General features: G+C 54.1%; 14 protein-coding genes. 7 read left to right on the top strand and 7 right to left on the bottom strand.

Annotated features, from left to right (window positions below; translation table 11 throughout):
* Positions 1 to 18 precede the first annotated feature (18 nt).
* The 3 genes from QMZ65_RS05765 to exbB all read right to left on the bottom strand — a co-directional run bounded on the left by QMZ65_RS05765 (position 19) and on the right by exbB (position 2679).
* Entirely contained in the window at positions 19 to 1341 is a 1323-nt protein-coding gene (locus tag QMZ65_RS05765; protein ID WP_160833681.1) for an MFS transporter, read from the bottom strand.
* A 181-nt stretch (positions 1342 to 1522) separates the two neighbouring features.
* Positions 1523 to 1945, bottom strand: coding sequence for a TonB system transport protein ExbD (exbD, locus tag QMZ65_RS05760; RefSeq protein ID WP_034828432.1), 423 nt, complete (start codon positions 1943 to 1945; stop codon positions 1523 to 1525).
* Between the two features lie 5 nt (positions 1946 to 1950).
* Positions 1951 to 2679, bottom strand: coding sequence for a tol-pal system-associated acyl-CoA thioesterase (exbB, locus tag QMZ65_RS05755; RefSeq protein ID WP_072017041.1), 729 nt, complete (start codon positions 2677 to 2679; stop codon positions 1951 to 1953).
* A 353-nt stretch (positions 2680 to 3032) separates the two neighbouring features.
* Between exbB and QMZ65_RS05750 the strand changes: the two genes are divergently transcribed.
* From QMZ65_RS05750 to QMZ65_RS05730, 5 genes are all read left to right on the top strand, one after another.
* A complete protein-coding gene (locus QMZ65_RS05750; RefSeq protein WP_097118131.1) occupies positions 3033 to 4007 on the top strand; it encodes a TRAP transporter substrate-binding protein in 975 nt (324 codons plus the stop codon).
* 49 nt (positions 4008 to 4056) lie between these two features.
* Positions 4057 to 4563 (top strand): TRAP transporter small permease, encoded by a 507-nt coding sequence (locus QMZ65_RS05745; RefSeq protein WP_097118132.1) that lies wholly within the window; start codon positions 4057 to 4059, stop codon positions 4561 to 4563.
* Between the two features lie 15 nt (positions 4564 to 4578).
* Positions 4579 to 5865 (top strand): TRAP transporter large permease, encoded by a 1287-nt coding sequence (locus QMZ65_RS05740; RefSeq protein ID WP_034828425.1) that lies wholly within the window; start codon positions 4579 to 4581, stop codon positions 5863 to 5865.
* A 133-nt stretch (positions 5866 to 5998) separates the two neighbouring features.
* Complete coding sequence (gene metC, locus QMZ65_RS05735) at positions 5999 to 7189, top strand: cystathionine beta-lyase (RefSeq protein ID WP_034828423.1); 1191 nt, start codon at positions 5999 to 6001, stop codon at positions 7187 to 7189.
* A gap of 105 nt (positions 7190 to 7294) precedes the next feature.
* Positions 7295 to 7957, top strand: a complete 663-nt coding sequence (locus QMZ65_RS05730) for a DedA family protein (RefSeq protein WP_283215569.1) — start codon at positions 7295 to 7297, stop codon at positions 7955 to 7957.
* A gap of 152 nt (positions 7958 to 8109) precedes the next feature.
* Here the strand turns inward: QMZ65_RS05730 and QMZ65_RS05725 are convergent, their stop codons facing one another.
* A complete protein-coding gene (locus QMZ65_RS05725; RefSeq protein WP_058961925.1) occupies positions 8110 to 9018 on the bottom strand; it encodes an AraC family transcriptional regulator in 909 nt (302 codons plus the stop codon).
* A 205-nt stretch (positions 9019 to 9223) separates the two neighbouring features.
* On the opposite strand from QMZ65_RS05725, the gene dkgA reads away from it, so the two are divergent.
* Positions 9224 to 10051: a 2,5-didehydrogluconate reductase DkgA gene (dkgA, locus tag QMZ65_RS05720; protein ID WP_034828419.1), complete on the top strand. Its 828-nt coding sequence runs from the start codon at positions 9224 to 9226 to the stop codon at positions 10049 to 10051.
* A 156-nt stretch (positions 10052 to 10207) separates the two neighbouring features.
* Here the strand turns inward: dkgA and ftsP are convergent, their stop codons facing one another.
* The 3 genes from ftsP to parC all read right to left on the bottom strand — a co-directional run bounded on the left by ftsP (position 10208) and on the right by parC (position 14794).
* Entirely contained in the window at positions 10208 to 11635 is a 1428-nt protein-coding gene (ftsP, locus tag QMZ65_RS05715) for a cell division protein FtsP (protein WP_034828418.1), read from the bottom strand.
* Between the two features lie 109 nt (positions 11636 to 11744).
* Positions 11745 to 12482 (bottom strand): 1-acylglycerol-3-phosphate O-acyltransferase, encoded by a 738-nt coding sequence (locus QMZ65_RS05710; protein ID WP_283003825.1) that lies wholly within the window; start codon positions 12480 to 12482, stop codon positions 11745 to 11747.
* A 38-nt stretch (positions 12483 to 12520) separates the two neighbouring features.
* Positions 12521 to 14794 carry a DNA topoisomerase IV subunit A gene (parC, locus tag QMZ65_RS05705; protein ID WP_283215568.1) on the bottom strand — a complete coding sequence of 758 codons (2274 nt, stop codon included), beginning with the start codon at positions 14792 to 14794 and terminating at the stop codon, positions 12521 to 12523.
* Positions 14795 to 15205: 411 nt separating this feature from the next.
* Between parC and QMZ65_RS05700 the strand changes: the two genes are divergently transcribed.
* A complete protein-coding gene (locus tag QMZ65_RS05700) occupies positions 15206 to 16768 on the top strand; it encodes a BglG family transcription antiterminator (RefSeq protein WP_283215567.1) in 1563 nt (520 codons plus the stop codon).
* Positions 16769 to 16774 lie beyond the last annotated feature (6 nt).

Raw genomic sequence — 16774 nt, 5'->3', positions numbered from 1 at the left:
CCGTTGTCAGCCAGGGCGTTACAGCGAAGCTCCCACCGGCGTGCCGCCATGGCGCGCCTGATACTGTTTCACCATGCGGCCAATCAGCAGCGTCCCGATCAATCCGCACACCGCCGCGAATGACAACCACACGCCGGGCATCGCTTTATCACCCGTGGCATGGATCAGGTAGCTTGAAACTGCTGGCGTGAAGCCACCAAACAGCGCGGTCGCCAGGCTATAAGCCAGTGAGAAGCCGGTGGCGCGCACTTCAGCCGGCATAATTTCCGCCAGATAGACCACCATCGCACCGTTATAGCTGGCATACAGGAACGATAACCACAATTCCGCTTCCACCAGATGCGCAAAGGTGGGCGATCCCACCAGCCAGTGCAGCACTGGCCAGGTGGTAAGAATCATCAGGATAGTAAAAGTGATCAGCAGCGGGCGGCGTCCTATGCGGTCTGACAGCGAACCCATCACCGGCAGCCAGATCAGGTTAGAGATGCCGACAAACAGCGTCACCATAAAGCTCTGCTCGTCGCTCATCATCAACACGGTTTTGCCAAAAGTCGGGGTGAAGGCGGTGATCATGTAGAACATCACCGTGGTGGTCACCACCATCAGCATCCCCGCCAGTACCAATGCCCAGTTCTCACCGACCGAGCGCATAATCTGTCCCATGGAAGGATGCTGCTTGCGCTTGCTGAACGCTTCGGTTTCTTCCAGCATGCGGCGGATCCAGAACAGGAACGGCACAATCATACAACCGACCACGAACGGAATACGCCAGCCCCATTCGGTGACCGCATCCTTCGCCAGCAGATGGTTCAGGCCGAGGCCGAGCAGCGCCGCGAAGATCACCGCAACCTGCTGGCTTCCAGACTGCCAGCTAACATAAAAACCTTTGCGTCCTTTTGGTGCTACTTCAGACAGATAAACTGACACACCGCCCAATTCCACACCCGCAGAGAAGCCCTGCAGCAAACGACCCAGCAGAATCAGAATCGGTGCGGCGGCACCCAGCGTGGCATAGCCCGGCACCAGGGCGATGGTGAGTGTGCCCAACGCCATCAAGCCCAATGTCAGCAACAGTCCTTTACGGCGTCCGTGATGGTCGATGTAGGCACCGAGAATAATCGCGCCAAGTGGACGCATCAGGAAGCCCGCACCAAAGGTCATCAGCGTAAGCATCAATGAAGCAAAGGGATCATCTCCGGGGAAAAAGGTTTTGGCGATCGCCGTAGCGTAATAGCCAAACACCATAAAATCGTACATCTCAAGAAAGTTACCGCTGGTAACGCTAAAGATGGTTTTGGCCCCGCCTTGCGATGGCTTTTGTAAAGATTGACTCACGCTCATGTTGTCCTTCCTGGGTTTTTCTACCGTTGTAGCGGGTTGCGCCAGGAATAGATGTGATCAGCCTCACCATTGCAGTTTACAAAAGTGATACCAAAAGTAACAAGAAATTAACATTGACGGCGGGAGAAAATAGAAAGGGCCGCTTTCGATGGCGGCCCTTATGAGCGATAAGAGGGGGGATTTATTTCTTCACCGTCTCCATGCCCATCAAACCAATCTTCAGATAACCCGCTTCACGCAATTGATCCATCACGCTCATCAGGGTTTCATAATCCACTGACTTATCCGCCTGGAAGAAGATGGTGGTGTCTTTCTTGCCTTCGGTCTGCGCCGTCAGCGCATTCACCAGCGTCTCTTTGGTGACCGCATCGTTGCCGATATAGATCTGCTTATCTTCCTTAATAGATAGATAAACCGGTTTTTCCGGACGCGGTTGCGGTGCGCTGGTGGAGGCAGGCAGGTTAACACGCACATCCACCGTGGCTAATGGCGCGGCGACCATAAAGATGATCAGCAGAACCAGCATAACGTCGATAAACGGCGTCACGTTGATTTCATGCATTTCGCCATCGCCTACCGAGTCATCGTTTAAACGCATCGCCATAATACTTATCCTACGCGCAGTTTCTGTGCCGCCGTCGGACGGGTCGCTTCTTTCGCGGTGTCCACATTGCCGAGATCCAGATCGCGGCTCTGCAGCAGCATCACCTGCGCCGCAACATCACCCAATGAGGCTTTGTAGCTGGCAATCATGCGCGCGAAGACGTTGTAGATAACAACAGCAGGAATAGCAGCAACCAGACCAATCGCGGTCGCCAGCAACGCTTCTGCGATGCCCGGCGCCACAACAGCGAGGTTGGTGGTCTGGGTTTTAGCGATACCGATAAAGCTGTTCATGATGCCCCAAACGGTACCAAACAGACCGATGAAGGGTGCAACAGAACCGATGGTAGCGAGGAAGCCGTTACCGCGACCGGCATGACGGCTGAATGCCGCAACGCGACGATCAAGGCGGAAGCTGGTACGTTCCTTAATGCCATCAAGGTCTTCGGTACCTGCAGAGAGTTCCAGCTCATTCTGCGCATCGTTCAGCAACACCGCACTATGGCTGTTACTTTTGAAGCTTTCAGCGGCGCGGTAAGCATCATTAAGCGAACGCGCTTCGCCCAGCGCCTGCTGTTCGCGTTTCAGGCGACGTTTCGCCCCGCTCAGCTCAGCAAACTTGCCGAAGAAAATCGCCCAGGTGACAACCGAGGCCAGTAACAGGCCAATCATCACCACTTTTACCACGATATCGGCATGCTGATACATGCCCCAAACGGAGAGGTCCGTTTGCATCAAATCACTGGCTACCACGCTGCGTCTCCAACTTCTGTTGCACAGTTCACGATTGAAGCGCGGATCATAGCAAAAAAATTGACCGAAGTGATAGTAGTTCTCATTACTATTTACAAACGATTAATGCTTCAATTTCTAACAATCTATGTGGTTTTTATGGATGCGCTGGCTGATGTTTTACAAATGTGACCTAAATTGAAAATTTATTAAAACATCGTTTCAAAATGTGATGTATTTCATCCAATCAACATTTGACCACTTTTTCGCCAGCGCAATTTCACTATTCTGAGCCAGCCCTTCCCGATTGTGGTGTGCCTGACACCGCTAATGATCACTAAGCTGGAGCAATAATAATGACATCTAAAAAACGACTCACGATTGCAATCTCTTCTCTGGTTATGCTGCTGGCGAGTGGTGCTCACGCCAAAGTGTTAAAAGTCGCGGAAGTACAGCCCGCCGGTTATCCCACCGTGGTCGCGCTGCAGCATATGGGCGATAAGTTAAAAGAAGCGACGCAAGGACGATTAGAGTTGAAGGTTTACGCTGGCGGCGTGCTGGGCGATGAGGATCAAACGCTGCAGCAGGTTCAGCTCGGCGCGATTGACATGATTCGCGTCTCGCTGGCTCCTGTCACCACTATCGCCCCTGAAACCAGTGTGCTAACCCTGCCCTATGTGTTCCGCGATGAAGACCACATGCACAAGGTGCTGGATGGCGATGTCGGCAAACAGATTGTCGAAAAATTCGATAACGATCCCCGCACGCGCATGGTGTTCCTCGGCTGGACCGACGCGGGCACACGCAACATGATCACCAAAAAACCCATCACCAAACCCGAAGATTTACAGGGGATGAAAATTCGCGTGCAGAACAGTGCCATTTCACTGGCCACGCTGAAAGCGATGGGTGCCAATCCTGTGGCAATGGGCGTCAGCGAAGTGTTTAGCGCCATGCAAACCGGCGTGGTCGATGGCACAGAGAACAATCCACCGACGTTTGTCGCCCACAACTATCTTCCCGTGGCGAAGTACTACACCCTGAGCGGCCACTTTATTCAGCCGGAGATGATCCTGTTCTCTAAAGCCTCGTGGGGACGGCTTTCCGCAGAAGATCAGGCGCTGCTGAAGAAACTCGGCAAGGAAGCGCAGGATGAAGAGCGCCAGCTGTGGGCCACTTACACCGCCCAGTCAGTGGAGAAAATGAAAGCCGGCGGCGTGACATTCCAGGACACCAACCGCGATTACTTTATGAAAGCCACGCAACCGGTGCGCGACCAGTTTGGCGGCAATTATCAGGATCTGATGAAACAGATTGCGGATGTGAAATAACCCTCTCAGCGCCGCGCGACCGCGTGGCGCCTTGCTCAGGTAACGAAGCATGAATGCATATTCCCGTTTGATGGATGGGCTCTATCTGTTGTGCATGGGCATCGCGGCGGTAGCCCTGTTGATCATGGTCACGGTGATACCCATCGGTATTTTCGCGCGCTATGTGCTAAATGGTGCCCTCTCATGGCCGGAGCCGGTCGCTATCGTCTGCATGATCATCTTTACCTTTATTGGTGCGCCCGTCGGATTGCGGGCAGGCACACACATTTGTGTGTCGATGGTGACCGATCGCCTCTCTGAGGCTGGGCAAAAATGGGCACAACGGCTGTGCAACCTGCTGCTGATCGTGGTCTGTCTCATCCTGCTGCAGGCCAGCTACAGCTTGTGCGAGGCCATGTGGATTCAACCGCTGGCGGCAATGCCTGCTGTGACGTATGGCGAAATGTATCTGCCCATTCCAATCGGCGCGCTGTTTACGCTGCTGTTTGTGATCGAGCGAATACTGAATGGCGATCAAAGTCAGCGTCCGCTGGTGACGCTGGGCGGCACACACTAAATTCGGAGCACTAAAATGGATGCTTTCATTCTGGTTGGTAGTTTGGTGTTGCTGCTGTTGGTCGGCTTTCCGGTGGCGTTTGCCGTGGGGTTTGCCGCTTTTATTGGCGCCTGGTGGATTGATTTGCCACTGGAAGCCGTGGTGATTCAGATCACCAACGGGGTCAACAAATTTTCACTCCTCACCATTCCGTTCTTCATTTTGGCCGGGGCGATCATGGCCGAGGGAGGGATTGCCCGCCGCCTGGTGAACTTTGCCTATATCTTCGTCGGTTTTATCCGCGGGGGCTTGTCGTTGGTGAATATCGTGGCATCGACATTTTTTGGCGCCATTTCAGGATCGTCAGTGGCCGATACCGCCTCGATCGGGTCGGTGATGATCCCGCAAATGGAGCAGAAAGGTTATCCGCGAGATTTTGCCGCCGCCGTGACCGCCAGCGGTTCAGTGCAGGCAGTATTAACGCCGCCCAGCCATAACTCCGTGATCTACTCGCTGGCCACCGGTGGCGTCGTTACCATATCCTCGTTGTTTGTTGCGGGTATTATCCCGGGGCTGATGCTGGGATTCTGTTTGATGGTGATGTGCCTGGCGTTCGCACGCAAGCGCGGTTATCCCAAAGGCGAAGCCATTCCGTTGCGTCAGGCGGTAAAAATCTTCTTCGATGCGTTCTGGGGACTCTTTACCATCGTCATTATTTTGGGCGGTATTCTTTCCGGCATTTTTACCGCTTCGGAATCCGCTGCGATCGCCTGCCTGTGGGCGTTTTTTGTCACGATGTTTATTTATCGCGATTTCAAATGGAATCAGCTGCATATTCTGGTGTTTCGTACCATCAAAACCGTCACCATTGTGATGGTATTGATTGCCTTTGCGGCGGGCTTTGGCGCAGTGATGACTTTTATGCAACTGCCGACCATGATCACCGATGCCTTCACCAGCATCTCTGATAATAAATACGTGATTCTGATGTGCATCAACGTGTTACTGCTGGTGATCGGCACCTTAATGGACATGGCCCCTATTATTCTGATTTTAACCCCTGTCTTGCTGCCCGTTGCCACCAGTCTGGGCATCGATCCTGTGCATTTTGGCATGATTATGATGACCAACCTGGGTATCGGTCTGATCACCCCGCCGGTCGGTACCGTGTTGTTCGTTGCCAGCGCCGTCAGTAAACAGAAAATTGAGCAAGTGGTGACGGCCATGCTGCCCTTCTACGTCACGCTGTTTTTCATCCTGATGCTGATCACTTACGTGCCCGCGCTATCGCTGTGGCTGCCGCATGTCATGGGTGTGATGTAACGCGAAATCGCAGGGACGCGCTTTTGCCCGGCCAATTCATCGACTGACTCCGATAATCCGCAATCAGGGTCAACCCACTGCGGTGTTTCGTGGTAACGTGGATGTTTTGTGGTAAGTGTCAGGAAAGGCAGTGATGGCAACGAATAAAATTGATACCACGCTGGTTAGCGCGGGACGAAGCAAACGTTACACTCAGGGCTCAGTTAACAGCGTCATTCAGCGCGCATCTTCACTGGTTTTTGACACGGTTGCTGACAAAAAACGGGCGACGGCAGGCCGTGCATCGGGCGAGCTTTTTTATGGTCGCCGTGGCACCCTCACCCACTTCTCGCTGCAAGACGCCATGACCGAACTGGAAGGCGGCGCGGGTTGCGCGCTGTATCCGTGCGGTGCAGCGGCAGTATCCAATGCGATTATCTCTTTTGTCGAAGCGGGCGATCACATTCTGGTGAGCGGCGCCGTGTATGAACCGACGCAAGATTTCTGCACCAAAATTCTCAGTAAGCTGAATGTCACCACCACGTTCTTTGATCACTGCATTGGCAGCGAAATCAGTGAACTGATTCAGCCGAACACGCGCGTGGTATTCCTCGAATCTCCCGCCTCCATCACCATGGAAGTGCAGGACATTCCCGCCATCGTCGCCGCCGTGCGTGCGAAAGCGCCCGACGCGATCATCATGATTGATAATACCTGGGCGGCGGGCGTGTTGTTTAACGCGCTGGAGCATGGCATCGATATTTCGATTCAGGCGGGCACCAAATACATTATTGGTCACAGCGATGCGATGATTGGTACTGCCGTCGCCAATGAACGTTGCTGGCCTCAGCTGCGTGAAAATTCGTACCTGATGGGCCAGATGGTGGATGCCGATACGGCATACATGGCCAGTCGCGGCTTGCGCACGCTCGGTACGCGTTTGCGCCAGCATGAAGAGAGCGGTTTGCAGGTTGCCGAATGGCTGGCCGCTCAACCGGAAGTGGCGCGCGTTAACCATCCGGCGCTGGCGCAGAGTAAAGGTCATGAATTCTGGCAGCGCGATTTCAACGGCAGCAGCGGACTGTTTTCCTTCATCCTGCATGAAAAATTGAGCCGTGAGCAGCTGGCGAATTACCTCGATCACTTCCACCATTTCAGCATGGCTTATTCCTGGGGTGGCTATGAATCCCTGATTCTGGCCAACCAACCGGAAGAGCTGGCGGAGATTCGCCCGGCAGGCGGCGTCGATTTCGACGGTACGCTGGTGCGTTTGCATATTGGTCTTGAGCACGTTGATGACCTGCTGAACGACCTGAAAGCGGGCTTCGCGCGCTTAAAACAGTAGATATCTAAACAAAACCTAAACCATTTCGTGCCGCATCGGTGAGATCAACGTCTGCGATGCCACAGATGGTTAAAATAGAATCCTTGTGACTCGATGGGATAGCAGATGGGTGTTTTACATGAGATTGTCCACGCGCTCTGGCATCAGGATTTTGCCGCGCTGGCCAATCCGGATGTCGTGTGGATTGTCTACGGCGTGATGTTTTTAACGCTGTTTCTGGAAAACGGTTTGTTGCCTGCCTCTTTTCTGCCGGGTGACAGCCTGTTGCTGCTCGCAGGCGCCATGATTGCCAAAGGCGTGATGGATTTCGTGCCCACCATGGTGATTCTGACCACTGCCGCCAGCCTGGGTTGCTGGTTGAGTTATTTACAGGGACGATGGCTGGGCAATACGCGGATGGTCAAAGGCTGGTTGATGCATTTGCCGGCGCAATATCATCAGCGCGCCTGGAATCTGTTTAACCGCCACGGTTTGATGGCGCTGCTGGTCGGGCGTTTCCTGGCGTTTGTTCGTACCTTGCTGCCGACCATGGCGGGCATTTCCGGTTTACAGAATGGGCGCTTCCAGCTGTTTAACTGGCTGAGCGGCGCGCTGTGGGTCGGGATTGTGGTCGCCATGGGCTATGGCATCAGTCAGGTGCCGTTTATCAAGCGTCACGAAGATCAGGTGATGGCGGTGCTGATGGTGCTGCCGATGGTGTTGCTGTTTGTCGGTCTGACCGGCAGCATCGTGGTGATCTGGAAAAAACGCCGCCAGAAAACGAGCTAATCCGATACGGGTTGCCATAAATGGTAACCCTTCAATGGTTCAGTGCAGTTTCGTCGCGCGCGCATTCATGCACATTTGGCCATTCAGATGGCGTCTGACAGCAACCATTCGCTCAGGGCCATTTCGTTAAATGCACATTTATCTGCATTTTTTCAGGCGGCGTCAAACGGCAACGTTTGGCGCACGCGGCTGGCTTCCTCTCCCGGCGTCACGCCGAAATAGCGCTTAAACTCCCGCGAGAATTGCGAAGGGCTTTCATAGCCTACACGTACCGCTGCCGCACTGGCTTTCATCCCATCCTGCAACATCATTAATCGTGCCTGATGCAGACGATAGCGCTTCAGATATTGCAGCGGCGAGGTTTGGGTGACGGCTTTAAAGTTGTGATGAAATGCCGAAACGCTCATGTTCACTTCGGCTGCCAGCATATCGACGCTGAGGCTTTCGGCGAAATGGCTTTCGATGCGTCGCAAGGCGCGCGCAATCTGGCTGAACTGGGTCTGACGATTCACCAGCGACAGCAGCGCACCGCCAATCGGGCCGGTGAGCACATAGTAGATAATTTCCCGCACCAGCTGTGGGCCCAGCACGCGCGCATCACGCGGATGGCTCATCGCATCCAGCAAACGCTCGGCAGCGCACAGCATCTCTTCACTCATAAACGCCGAATGGATACCGGAAGTCTGCAACTGCGGCTGAAATTGTTCGTCGTCGCCAATATCCATCAACAGATCCTGCAAGCTGGCGATATCCACGCTCAGGCACATGCCGGCCAACGGCTCTTCCGGAGTGGCTTCGGTTTCGCACTCCACCGGCAGCGGTACGGTCAGCATCAAATACTTCGTGGCGTCGTAATGAAACACCGTGCTGCCGAGATAACCGGTTTTACGTCCCTGAAAAAGAATCACAATGCCGGGTTGATACATCATCGGCGTACGCGGAAGCGTTTCGCAGGCGTAGATGAGCTTGACGTTTTCCACAGCGCACAGCGGCTTACGCGCATCATTCATTAGCGCGGTTACGCGCTGCGCCAGCTGGCGGCAAAGGGCATCGTTCGGCATGGATCACTCTCAGGCAGCAAAAAAATCAGTGTGCCGCAATGCTGCTCAAAGCTCCACCCTTCAGCAGAATCAGGCAAGATTCTGGCAGAAATGACCAGGGTAAAAGGGCGAGGTGATTGCCACAATGATCCTGCGGTTGAGTTTGTTGACTAGACTTAACCACAGCGCTTTTACGGTAAGTCACTGCAACAGATAAGGAGCAACTATGGCAGAGCAACCCATTATCAAACTGCACGACGGCAATATGATGCCGCAACTCGGACTCGGTGTCTGGCAAGCGAGTATCGAGGATGCCCGGGCGGCGATTGTCGAGGCCCTAAAAGTAGGCTATCGCTCGATTGACACCGCCGCCATCTACAAAAATGAGGAAGCCGTCGGTCAGGCACTGCAGGACACCGATGTCGCACGCGAAGACATTTTCATTACCACCAAACTGTGGAATGACGACCAGCAGAACGGTCAGCAGGCGATTGAGACCAGCCTGAAGAAGCTGCAACTGGAGAGCGTCGATCTCTATCTGATGCACTGGCCGTGCCCGGAAAAAGATCACTACGTTGAAGCCTGGAAAAAGATGATTGAGCTGCAACAGCAGGGCTTAACCAAAAGCATTGGCGTCTGTAACTTCCATGAAGCCCATCTCAAACGCCTGATCGATGAAACAGGCGTCTCGCCGGTGGTGAACCAGATTGAGCTGCACCCGATGCTGCAACAGCGCACCCTGCATGCCTGGAACGCACTGCATCAGATCCAAACCGAATCCTGGAGCCCGCTGGCGCAAGGCGGTAAAGGAGTATTCGATCAGGAGATCATCCGCGAACTGGCGAAGAAATACGGTAAGACGCCAGCGCAGATTGTCATTCGCTGGCATCTGGATAGCGGATTAGTGGTGATTCCAAAATCGGTGACGCCGGAACGTATTCGTGAAAACTTCCAGGTGTTCGACTTCAGACTGGAAAAACCCGAGATCAGCGAGATCACTAAGCTGGATAAAGGGAATCGTTTGGGGCCGGATCCGGAGAGCTTTAACGGCTAAGTCGGCACCGTTTAACCGCCAGGCGAATACGGTCAATGCGTGCTCGCCTGTATTGGCTTCACAACAGCCATGCGGTCATGTGCGGGTTGCTATGAATCGTGACCCTGTCGATTTGACGAACTGTTGTAAGGTGCGCATCACTGCGCACCTTTTTTCTTATGGCACCGGATTGACCTGCAACTGCCCCGCCGTGCCGCGGTCGGCTAATTCCAGCGTCTGGCTGTAGTAGACAAACGGGAAGTGATCCGAAGAACTCTGCGGGAAGCTCACCAGCAACTCCACATCACCATCCACCCACACCGTATCTTTCCAGCCGCGATCTTCGCCCATCGGCTGTGCGCCATTGACGCTTTTGATCAGGAACATCACGCCCTGAATATGCAGCGATTGCGGGCGATCGGCATGGATAATCCAGCGTTCAAAGGTGCCCTGTTGCACCGTGGTGTCGATGCGGCTCATGTCCCACAGTGCGCCATTGATGCCCGGCACACTGTCGCCAATGCGGAATTCGCGCGTGCGCACCGCCACGCCATCCAGAATCTGATCCGCTAATAAACGCATCGGCAGATTGTCGGTAACCAGCGGCAGTAAGCCGGTTGGCCGCAGGCTCAGAACCAGCGTGTTGGCGAGGATGGAGGAAGGTTCAAACAGACCACGCAGGCGATCCATCAGGCCCGCCGCAGTCCCTGCCGTAATCGAGACTTCATCGCCCTGCGACATATCCACCAGCACTTCACGGCGTTCACCGGGTGCCAGCGACAGCGTTTGCACCGCAACGGGCGCAGGCAGGAAGCCTTGATCGCTGGCAATCACGGTAAACGGACGATTATCCGAGAAGCTCAAATCAAAGCGACGCGCGTTCGAAGCATTCAACAGGCGCAGACGCACCCAACCACGCGACACCTCGACATACGGATTCTGCACGCCGTTGACCAGCAACGTATCCCCGAGGAAACCGCCGTCTGATGGTGGGTTATAAACCGGCGTGGCAAAGTTATCGAGACGCTTGTCCTGGATAATCAGCGGGAAGTCATCAACGCCATAGTGTTTGGGCAGCGGCAGCGCTTTGCTGACGTCATCTTCAATCAGCCACATGCCCGCCAGACCGTTGTAGACGTGTGGCGCCATACGATTTGGCGTATTGGCGTGATACCACAAGGTCGATGCGCCCTGACGTACCGGCAATACCGGCGCCCAGTCAACGCCGGCTGACATCATGCGCGGTGCACCGCCCATTAAGGCACCCGGCACCTGCAATCCACTTACCGTCATCGCCACCGGTTCGTTGAGACGGTTGCTGTAAATCAACTTCACGTCATCGCCGCTGTAGACGCGCACCGTGGGACCGAGGTACATGCCATTAATACCCCAGACCGGCACTTTATTGTTATTACCGCTAAATGACCAATGGCTGCGTTGCAGCGTCAAAAAGAGCGGTTGGCCACGGCGAGACTCAAGCAGTGGCGGAACAGGAAGCGGCACATCGCCCATCGGAGCCGCAGCGTAGGCGGCATAAGGCATGCTACTGGTCGCCAGCGCAACACCGGCGGAAAGCTGAATAAACTGACGTCTGCTGCAAGACATAAAACTTCAGACCTTTTGAGCGGGGCGTGAAGACGCCGTGTCCATGTTGTTCTTGTTAGTGAGTTTTTGCTGTGATGAGCACGGGGCAGCGTTTCTACCCCGTGGATGGCTAGAGTTTACCGTTTTTTTCGCGTTCGGCGACTTCGGCGTTCAATTCTTCCAGCTTAGCAGACATTAATTCGCGGCAGTGGGTGGCTAATTTGCGCACCGAGGTGGTTTCAAACTGTTTGGTATCCACTGGCGGCAGCATTTCAACAATCACCAGGCCGTTGTTCCAGCGATTAAGTTTCACTTTGCCGTGGGTATTCGACACCACCACAGGGATGATCGGCACACCTGCTGCCACTGCAGCATGAAACGCACCGGTTTTAAACGGCAGTAAACCACGGCCACGGCTGCGGGTACCTTCCGGGAACATCCAGAATGAAATCTTCTTTTTATTAAACTGCTCGACCAGTTCACCGATGGTGCCATGCGCTTTTGCGCGGTTATCACGGTCAATCAGCAAATTACCGGTCAGCCAGTAGAGTTGACCAAAGAAGGGGATCCACAGCAGGCTCTTTTTGCCGACGGTGACCGTGGTCGGCTGCACGATCTTCGCCGCCGTGATCATGTCGTAATTGTTCTGATGGTTGGCAATGTAAATCGCATTGCCATAGCTCTCCGCGTCGGCGGGTTTGCGCAGCTCGACTTTGACGCCAAACACCGTCGACAGGCGACCAAACATATGGCCGAACGTCGCCACATGGCGAGGATTACGCGGTGAGAACAAACACCAGATACTGCCGAAGATGCACACCAAAATCGAATAAACGACAACAATAATCGTGCGTAAAATTAGTAACATAGCTTCCTCAAGTTGGGCAATCCATTGCCTGGTCAGTCTTATTCTTCGCTACTGGCGTCACTTTTCGGGCGCGCTGGCGCGTTCACTTCCACGCTATCAATGCGCTGCAGGCCACGCGACACGCTGCCACGACGACCGCGATCGGCACGCACTTTTTGCAGATCTTCATCGCGCATAATCAGCTTACGTTTGCCGACATACAGGGTAATCGAACTGCCCGGCGGCAGAATCAGCAACCACTGCAGCTTATCCACGCCCGCAGCGGCATCCGCTGATGAAATAGAGATGATTTTATTACCTTTGCCTTTCGACATCTGTGGCAGATCGCCCACCGGGAACATCAACATACGTCCGGCCTGGGTAATCGCCAGCAGCATATCATCGCCCGAATGCACCGCCATTGGCGTCATCACTTTGGCATTGTCTGGCAACGTTAGCAGCGCTTTACCGGCGCGGTTGCGCGAAATCAAATCGGCAAAGGTACAGATAAAGCCGTAACCCGCATCGGAGGCCATCAACAGTTTTTGGTCGTCCGCTTCCATTAGCACCTGTTCAAACGCGGCACCTGGCGGTGGCGTCAGTTTGCCGGTTAGCGGCTCGCCCTGCCCGCGCGCCGACGGCAACGAGGTTGGATCCAGCGTATAACTACGGCCGGTGGAGTCGATAAAGGCCACTGGCTGGTTACTCTTACCGCGTGCGGCGGCGAGGTAACTGTCACCTGCTTTGTAACTGAGACCGGTTGGATCGATATCGTGGCCTTTGGCGCTGCGCACCCAGCCCATCTGCGACAGCACAATCGTCACCGGCTCGGCACTCACCAGCTCGGTTTCGCTCAGCGCTTTAGCTTCTTCACGCTCATGCAGCGGTGAACGGCGATCGTCACCGTAGGTCTGGCTATCTGCCAGCAATTCTTTCTTCAGCAGATTGCTCATCTTGCGTTCGGACGCCAGAATCGCCTGCAGTTGATCGCGCTCTTTCTCCAGCTCCGCCTGCTCACCACGAATCTTCATCTCTTCCAGTTTGGCGAGATGGCGCAGTTTCAGTTCCAGAATGGATTCGGCTTGCGTATCGCTGAGTTCAAAGCGCGACATCAGCACTTGCTTAGGCTCGTCCTCGGTACGGATGATGTGAATCACTTGATCAATGTTGAGGAACGCCACCAGCAAACCTTCGAGGATATGCAGGCGGCGCAGCACGCGCTCTAAACGATAGTTCAGGCGGCGCGTCACGGTATCGCGACGGTACACCAGCCATTCAGACAGGATCTCCAGCAGGTTTTTCACCGCCGGACGGTTATCCAGCCCAATCATATTCAGGTTAACGCGATAGCTCTTTTCCAGATCGGTGGTGGCAAACAGATGATTCATCACCTGCTCCACATCCACACGATTCGAGCGTGGCACAATCACCAGACGCGTTGGGTTCTCGTGGTTGGATTCATCACGCAGATCTTCCACCATCGGCAGCTTTTTATTGCGCATCTGGTTAGCGATCTGCTCCAGCACGCGCGCACCGGAAACCTGGTGCGGCAGTGCAGTGATCACCACATCGCCATCTTCTTTCTTCCACACCGCGCGCTGACGGATCGAACCGCGCCCGCTTTGGTAGATTTTACGGATCTCGCTGCGCGGCGTGATGATCTCGCCTTCGGTCGGATAATCCGGACCCTGCACAATATCCAGCAACTCATCCAGCGTAGTGTTGGGTTTGTCGATCAGCTTCACCGCCGCTTCCGCCACTTCACGCAGGTTGTGCGGTGGGATATCGGTGGCCATGCCCACGGCGATACCGGTGGTGCCGTTCAGCAGGATATTCGGCAGACGTGCCGGCAACATCTTCGGCTCCTGCATGGTGCCGTCAAAGTTCGGGATGTAATCGACCGTACCTTGTCCCAACTCGCCCAGCAAAATCTCGGCATATTTGGAGAGGCGTGACTCGGTGTAACGCATCGCGGCGAAGGATTTGGGATCGTCCGGCGCACCCCAGTTGCCCTGACCATCCACCAGCGGGTAGCGATAGGAGAACGGCTGTGCCATCAACACCATCGCTTCATAACAGGCGCTGTCGCCATGCGGATGGTATTTACCTAATACGTCACCGACGGTACGGGCAGATTTTTTAAATTTGGCGCTGGCATTGAGGCCCAGTTCCGACATCGCGTATACAATTCGGCGCTGCACCGGCTTGAGGCCATCGCCGATATACGGCAGTGCGCGGTCCATGATCACGTACATGGAGTAGTTCAGGTACGCGTTTTCCGTAAATTTGTGCAGGGCAAGACGCTCTGCACCATCCTGCGTCAATTCGCTCATTAAGCTCGCATCCTCACTTCGTGGCCCGCAACGGCGGGGCATCCGGCGCTCATTTGGCGAGGATAGTACCTTATTCGTGCGAGTTAGTCACAGGGAAGCCAATGACCGCAGGCAGAATCGTATGGCATTAAATAACGTGATATCGGTTGGAAAATGAAAAAGGAATGAGATCAATATCACAATCAATATTCCCATTAATATGTGAGCAGGATCGCAATTAATTATTAACAATTTCAGGTGTATTAAAGCTGTCCGTAATCATGGACAACATTTAGTATTGTTGCTTACACCGTCCTTTCCTAAATTTATACTCCATAAGACATCAATATTGCGCTCCTGATTTCTGGCATGAAGAAATAGATAACGAGGAAATAATCTTAAAAACGCTTTGCCAAAATAAAGGGTGACCGAATGCAAATACTGACTTCGCGACAACACCGTTTAGTCAAACTGCTGTTGCAACATGCTGCACCTCAGCCGATCAGAGAATTAGCCCTACAGTTGGGCGTGTCAGAAAAGACGATTCAGCGCGACTTGCAGTGGCTGGAAAGCTGGCTTGGTAGCTGGTCACTGACGCTGGAGAAAACCCCAGGCCGCGGCGTGCGTTTGCGGGTTGATGATATCCAGCAGCGCCTGCAACTGGAGCAGCAACTCAACGGCGATGAAAGCAGTGCCGATGCGCTGGGGCAAAACAGCCGCCGAGTAAAAATTGCCTCGCAGTTGCTGAGTGACGCCCCGCGTGCGACCTCTATCAGTAAGCTGTCGGAACGCTATTTTATCAGCCACGCCTCGATTGTGAATGACCTGAAAGTGATTGAAGAGTGGCTACAGCCGTTGGGTTTGACGCTGCAACGTGGGCCAGGTGGCACCCATATCGAAGGTAACGAACAGGCGCTGCGTCAGGCAATGGTCTCCCTGATCAATGATGTGATGCAGCAAAACGTTGCCGGTACGCCGCTGTTGCCGCGTCTCGATCCCGGCAGCCAGCAGGCACTGGTGCATTATTTTGGCAATGAGGATGTGGCTTTTGTGCAGACGCTGCTGCAACAGATGGAGCAGCAACTCAGTTACCCGCTAGGCGATGCCTGGTATCTGAACCTCTGCACCCATATTCTGATCATGATGCATCGGATGGCGCAGGGGAATGCGCTGGCACTGGCCACTCTGGCCACAATGCAGGATCTCGATCAGCGCATTTTACTGATTGCCCAGCAAATGGTGACGCAGATTGAACAGCGGATGTGCTGTGCCCTGCCCGCCGATGAAGTGGGTTTTATTTATCAATATATCGTGTCATCCGGCATTGTGGTGGAAGAGCGCGGCGATAATGCGCCGATGCATAATCAATTCTGCACCGCAGAGTCCGTAAAAATAACCTGTGAATTAATTGATCGTTTTGCAGCCTTTATTCAGCAAGATTTAGCGCAGGACCGATTATTATTTGACGGCTTACTGGTGCATATAAAGCCACTCTTAAATCGACTCAAATATCATATTCATATTCGCAATCCGCTGCTGGAGGATATTCAGCAGGAAATGAAAGGCATATTTTCGTTAACGCACCAGGCGATGCAATTAACCGCTCGCACTTACGGGCTTTCGCCAGTGGCTGACGACGAAATCGGTTATCTCTGCGTGCATTTCCAGGCCGCGCTGGAGCGGCAAATTGCCCATAAACGCATTCTGGTGGTGTGTTCCAGCGGCGTGGGGACGTCGCATCTGCTGAAGAGCCGCATCCTGCGGGCGTTCCCTGACTGGGAAATTGCGGGTGTGGTCTCTGCCAGCAATCACGCCGCGTTTTGTCAGAACCAGACAGTGGATTTAGTGATCACCACTATCCATCTCAACGCCGGGCCAATCCCAGCAGTGTATGTGAGTGCATTTTTTAACGATGACGATATCCGGCGGGTCACTGACGCCATGATTGGCAGCCAGCTGCCGGACGGCGCGCACTGCGCGTTGGCTGAACATTAATTGAAT

Source organism: Pantoea sp. EABMAA-21, assembly GCF_030053335.1.
GTDB classification, from domain to species: domain Bacteria; phylum Pseudomonadota; class Gammaproteobacteria; order Enterobacterales; family Enterobacteriaceae; genus Pantoea; species Pantoea communis.
Note: the sequence above shows the minus strand (reverse complement) of the source record. Positions and strands in the feature narration are given on the sequence as shown.

Excerpts from the sequence above, each read along its gene's own strand:
- QMZ65_RS05765 (WP_160833681.1), bottom strand. The coding sequence starts at position 1,341 with ATGAGCGTGAGTCAATCTTTACAAAAGCCATCGCAAGGCGGGGCCAAA.
- exbD (WP_034828432.1), bottom strand. The coding sequence starts at position 1,945 with ATGGCGATGCGTTTAAACGATGACTCGGTAGGCGATGGCGAAATGCAT.
- exbB (WP_072017041.1), bottom strand. The coding sequence starts at position 2,679 with ATGCAAACGGACCTCTCCGTTTGGGGCATGTATCAGCATGCCGATATC.
- QMZ65_RS05750 (WP_097118131.1), top strand. The coding sequence starts at position 3,033 with ATGACATCTAAAAAACGACTCACGATTGCAATCTCTTCTCTGGTTATG.
- QMZ65_RS05745 (WP_097118132.1), top strand. The coding sequence starts at position 4,057 with ATGAATGCATATTCCCGTTTGATGGATGGGCTCTATCTGTTGTGCATG.
- QMZ65_RS05740 (WP_034828425.1), top strand. The coding sequence starts at position 4,579 with ATGGATGCTTTCATTCTGGTTGGTAGTTTGGTGTTGCTGCTGTTGGTC.
- metC (WP_034828423.1), top strand. The coding sequence starts at position 5,999 with ATGGCAACGAATAAAATTGATACCACGCTGGTTAGCGCGGGACGAAGC.
- QMZ65_RS05730 (WP_283215569.1), top strand. The coding sequence starts at position 7,295 with ATGGGTGTTTTACATGAGATTGTCCACGCGCTCTGGCATCAGGATTTT.
- QMZ65_RS05725 (WP_058961925.1), bottom strand. The coding sequence starts at position 9,018 with ATGCCGAACGATGCCCTTTGCCGCCAGCTGGCGCAGCGCGTAACCGCG.
- dkgA (WP_034828419.1), top strand. The coding sequence starts at position 9,224 with ATGGCAGAGCAACCCATTATCAAACTGCACGACGGCAATATGATGCCG.
- ftsP (WP_034828418.1), bottom strand. The coding sequence starts at position 11,635 with ATGTCTTGCAGCAGACGTCAGTTTATTCAGCTTTCCGCCGGTGTTGCG.
- QMZ65_RS05710 (WP_283003825.1), bottom strand. The coding sequence starts at position 12,482 with ATGTTACTAATTTTACGCACGATTATTGTTGTCGTTTATTCGATTTTG.
- parC (WP_283215568.1), bottom strand. The coding sequence starts at position 14,794 with ATGAGCGAATTGACGCAGGATGGTGCAGAGCGTCTTGCCCTGCACAAA.
- QMZ65_RS05700 (WP_283215567.1), top strand. The coding sequence starts at position 15,206 with ATGCAAATACTGACTTCGCGACAACACCGTTTAGTCAAACTGCTGTTG.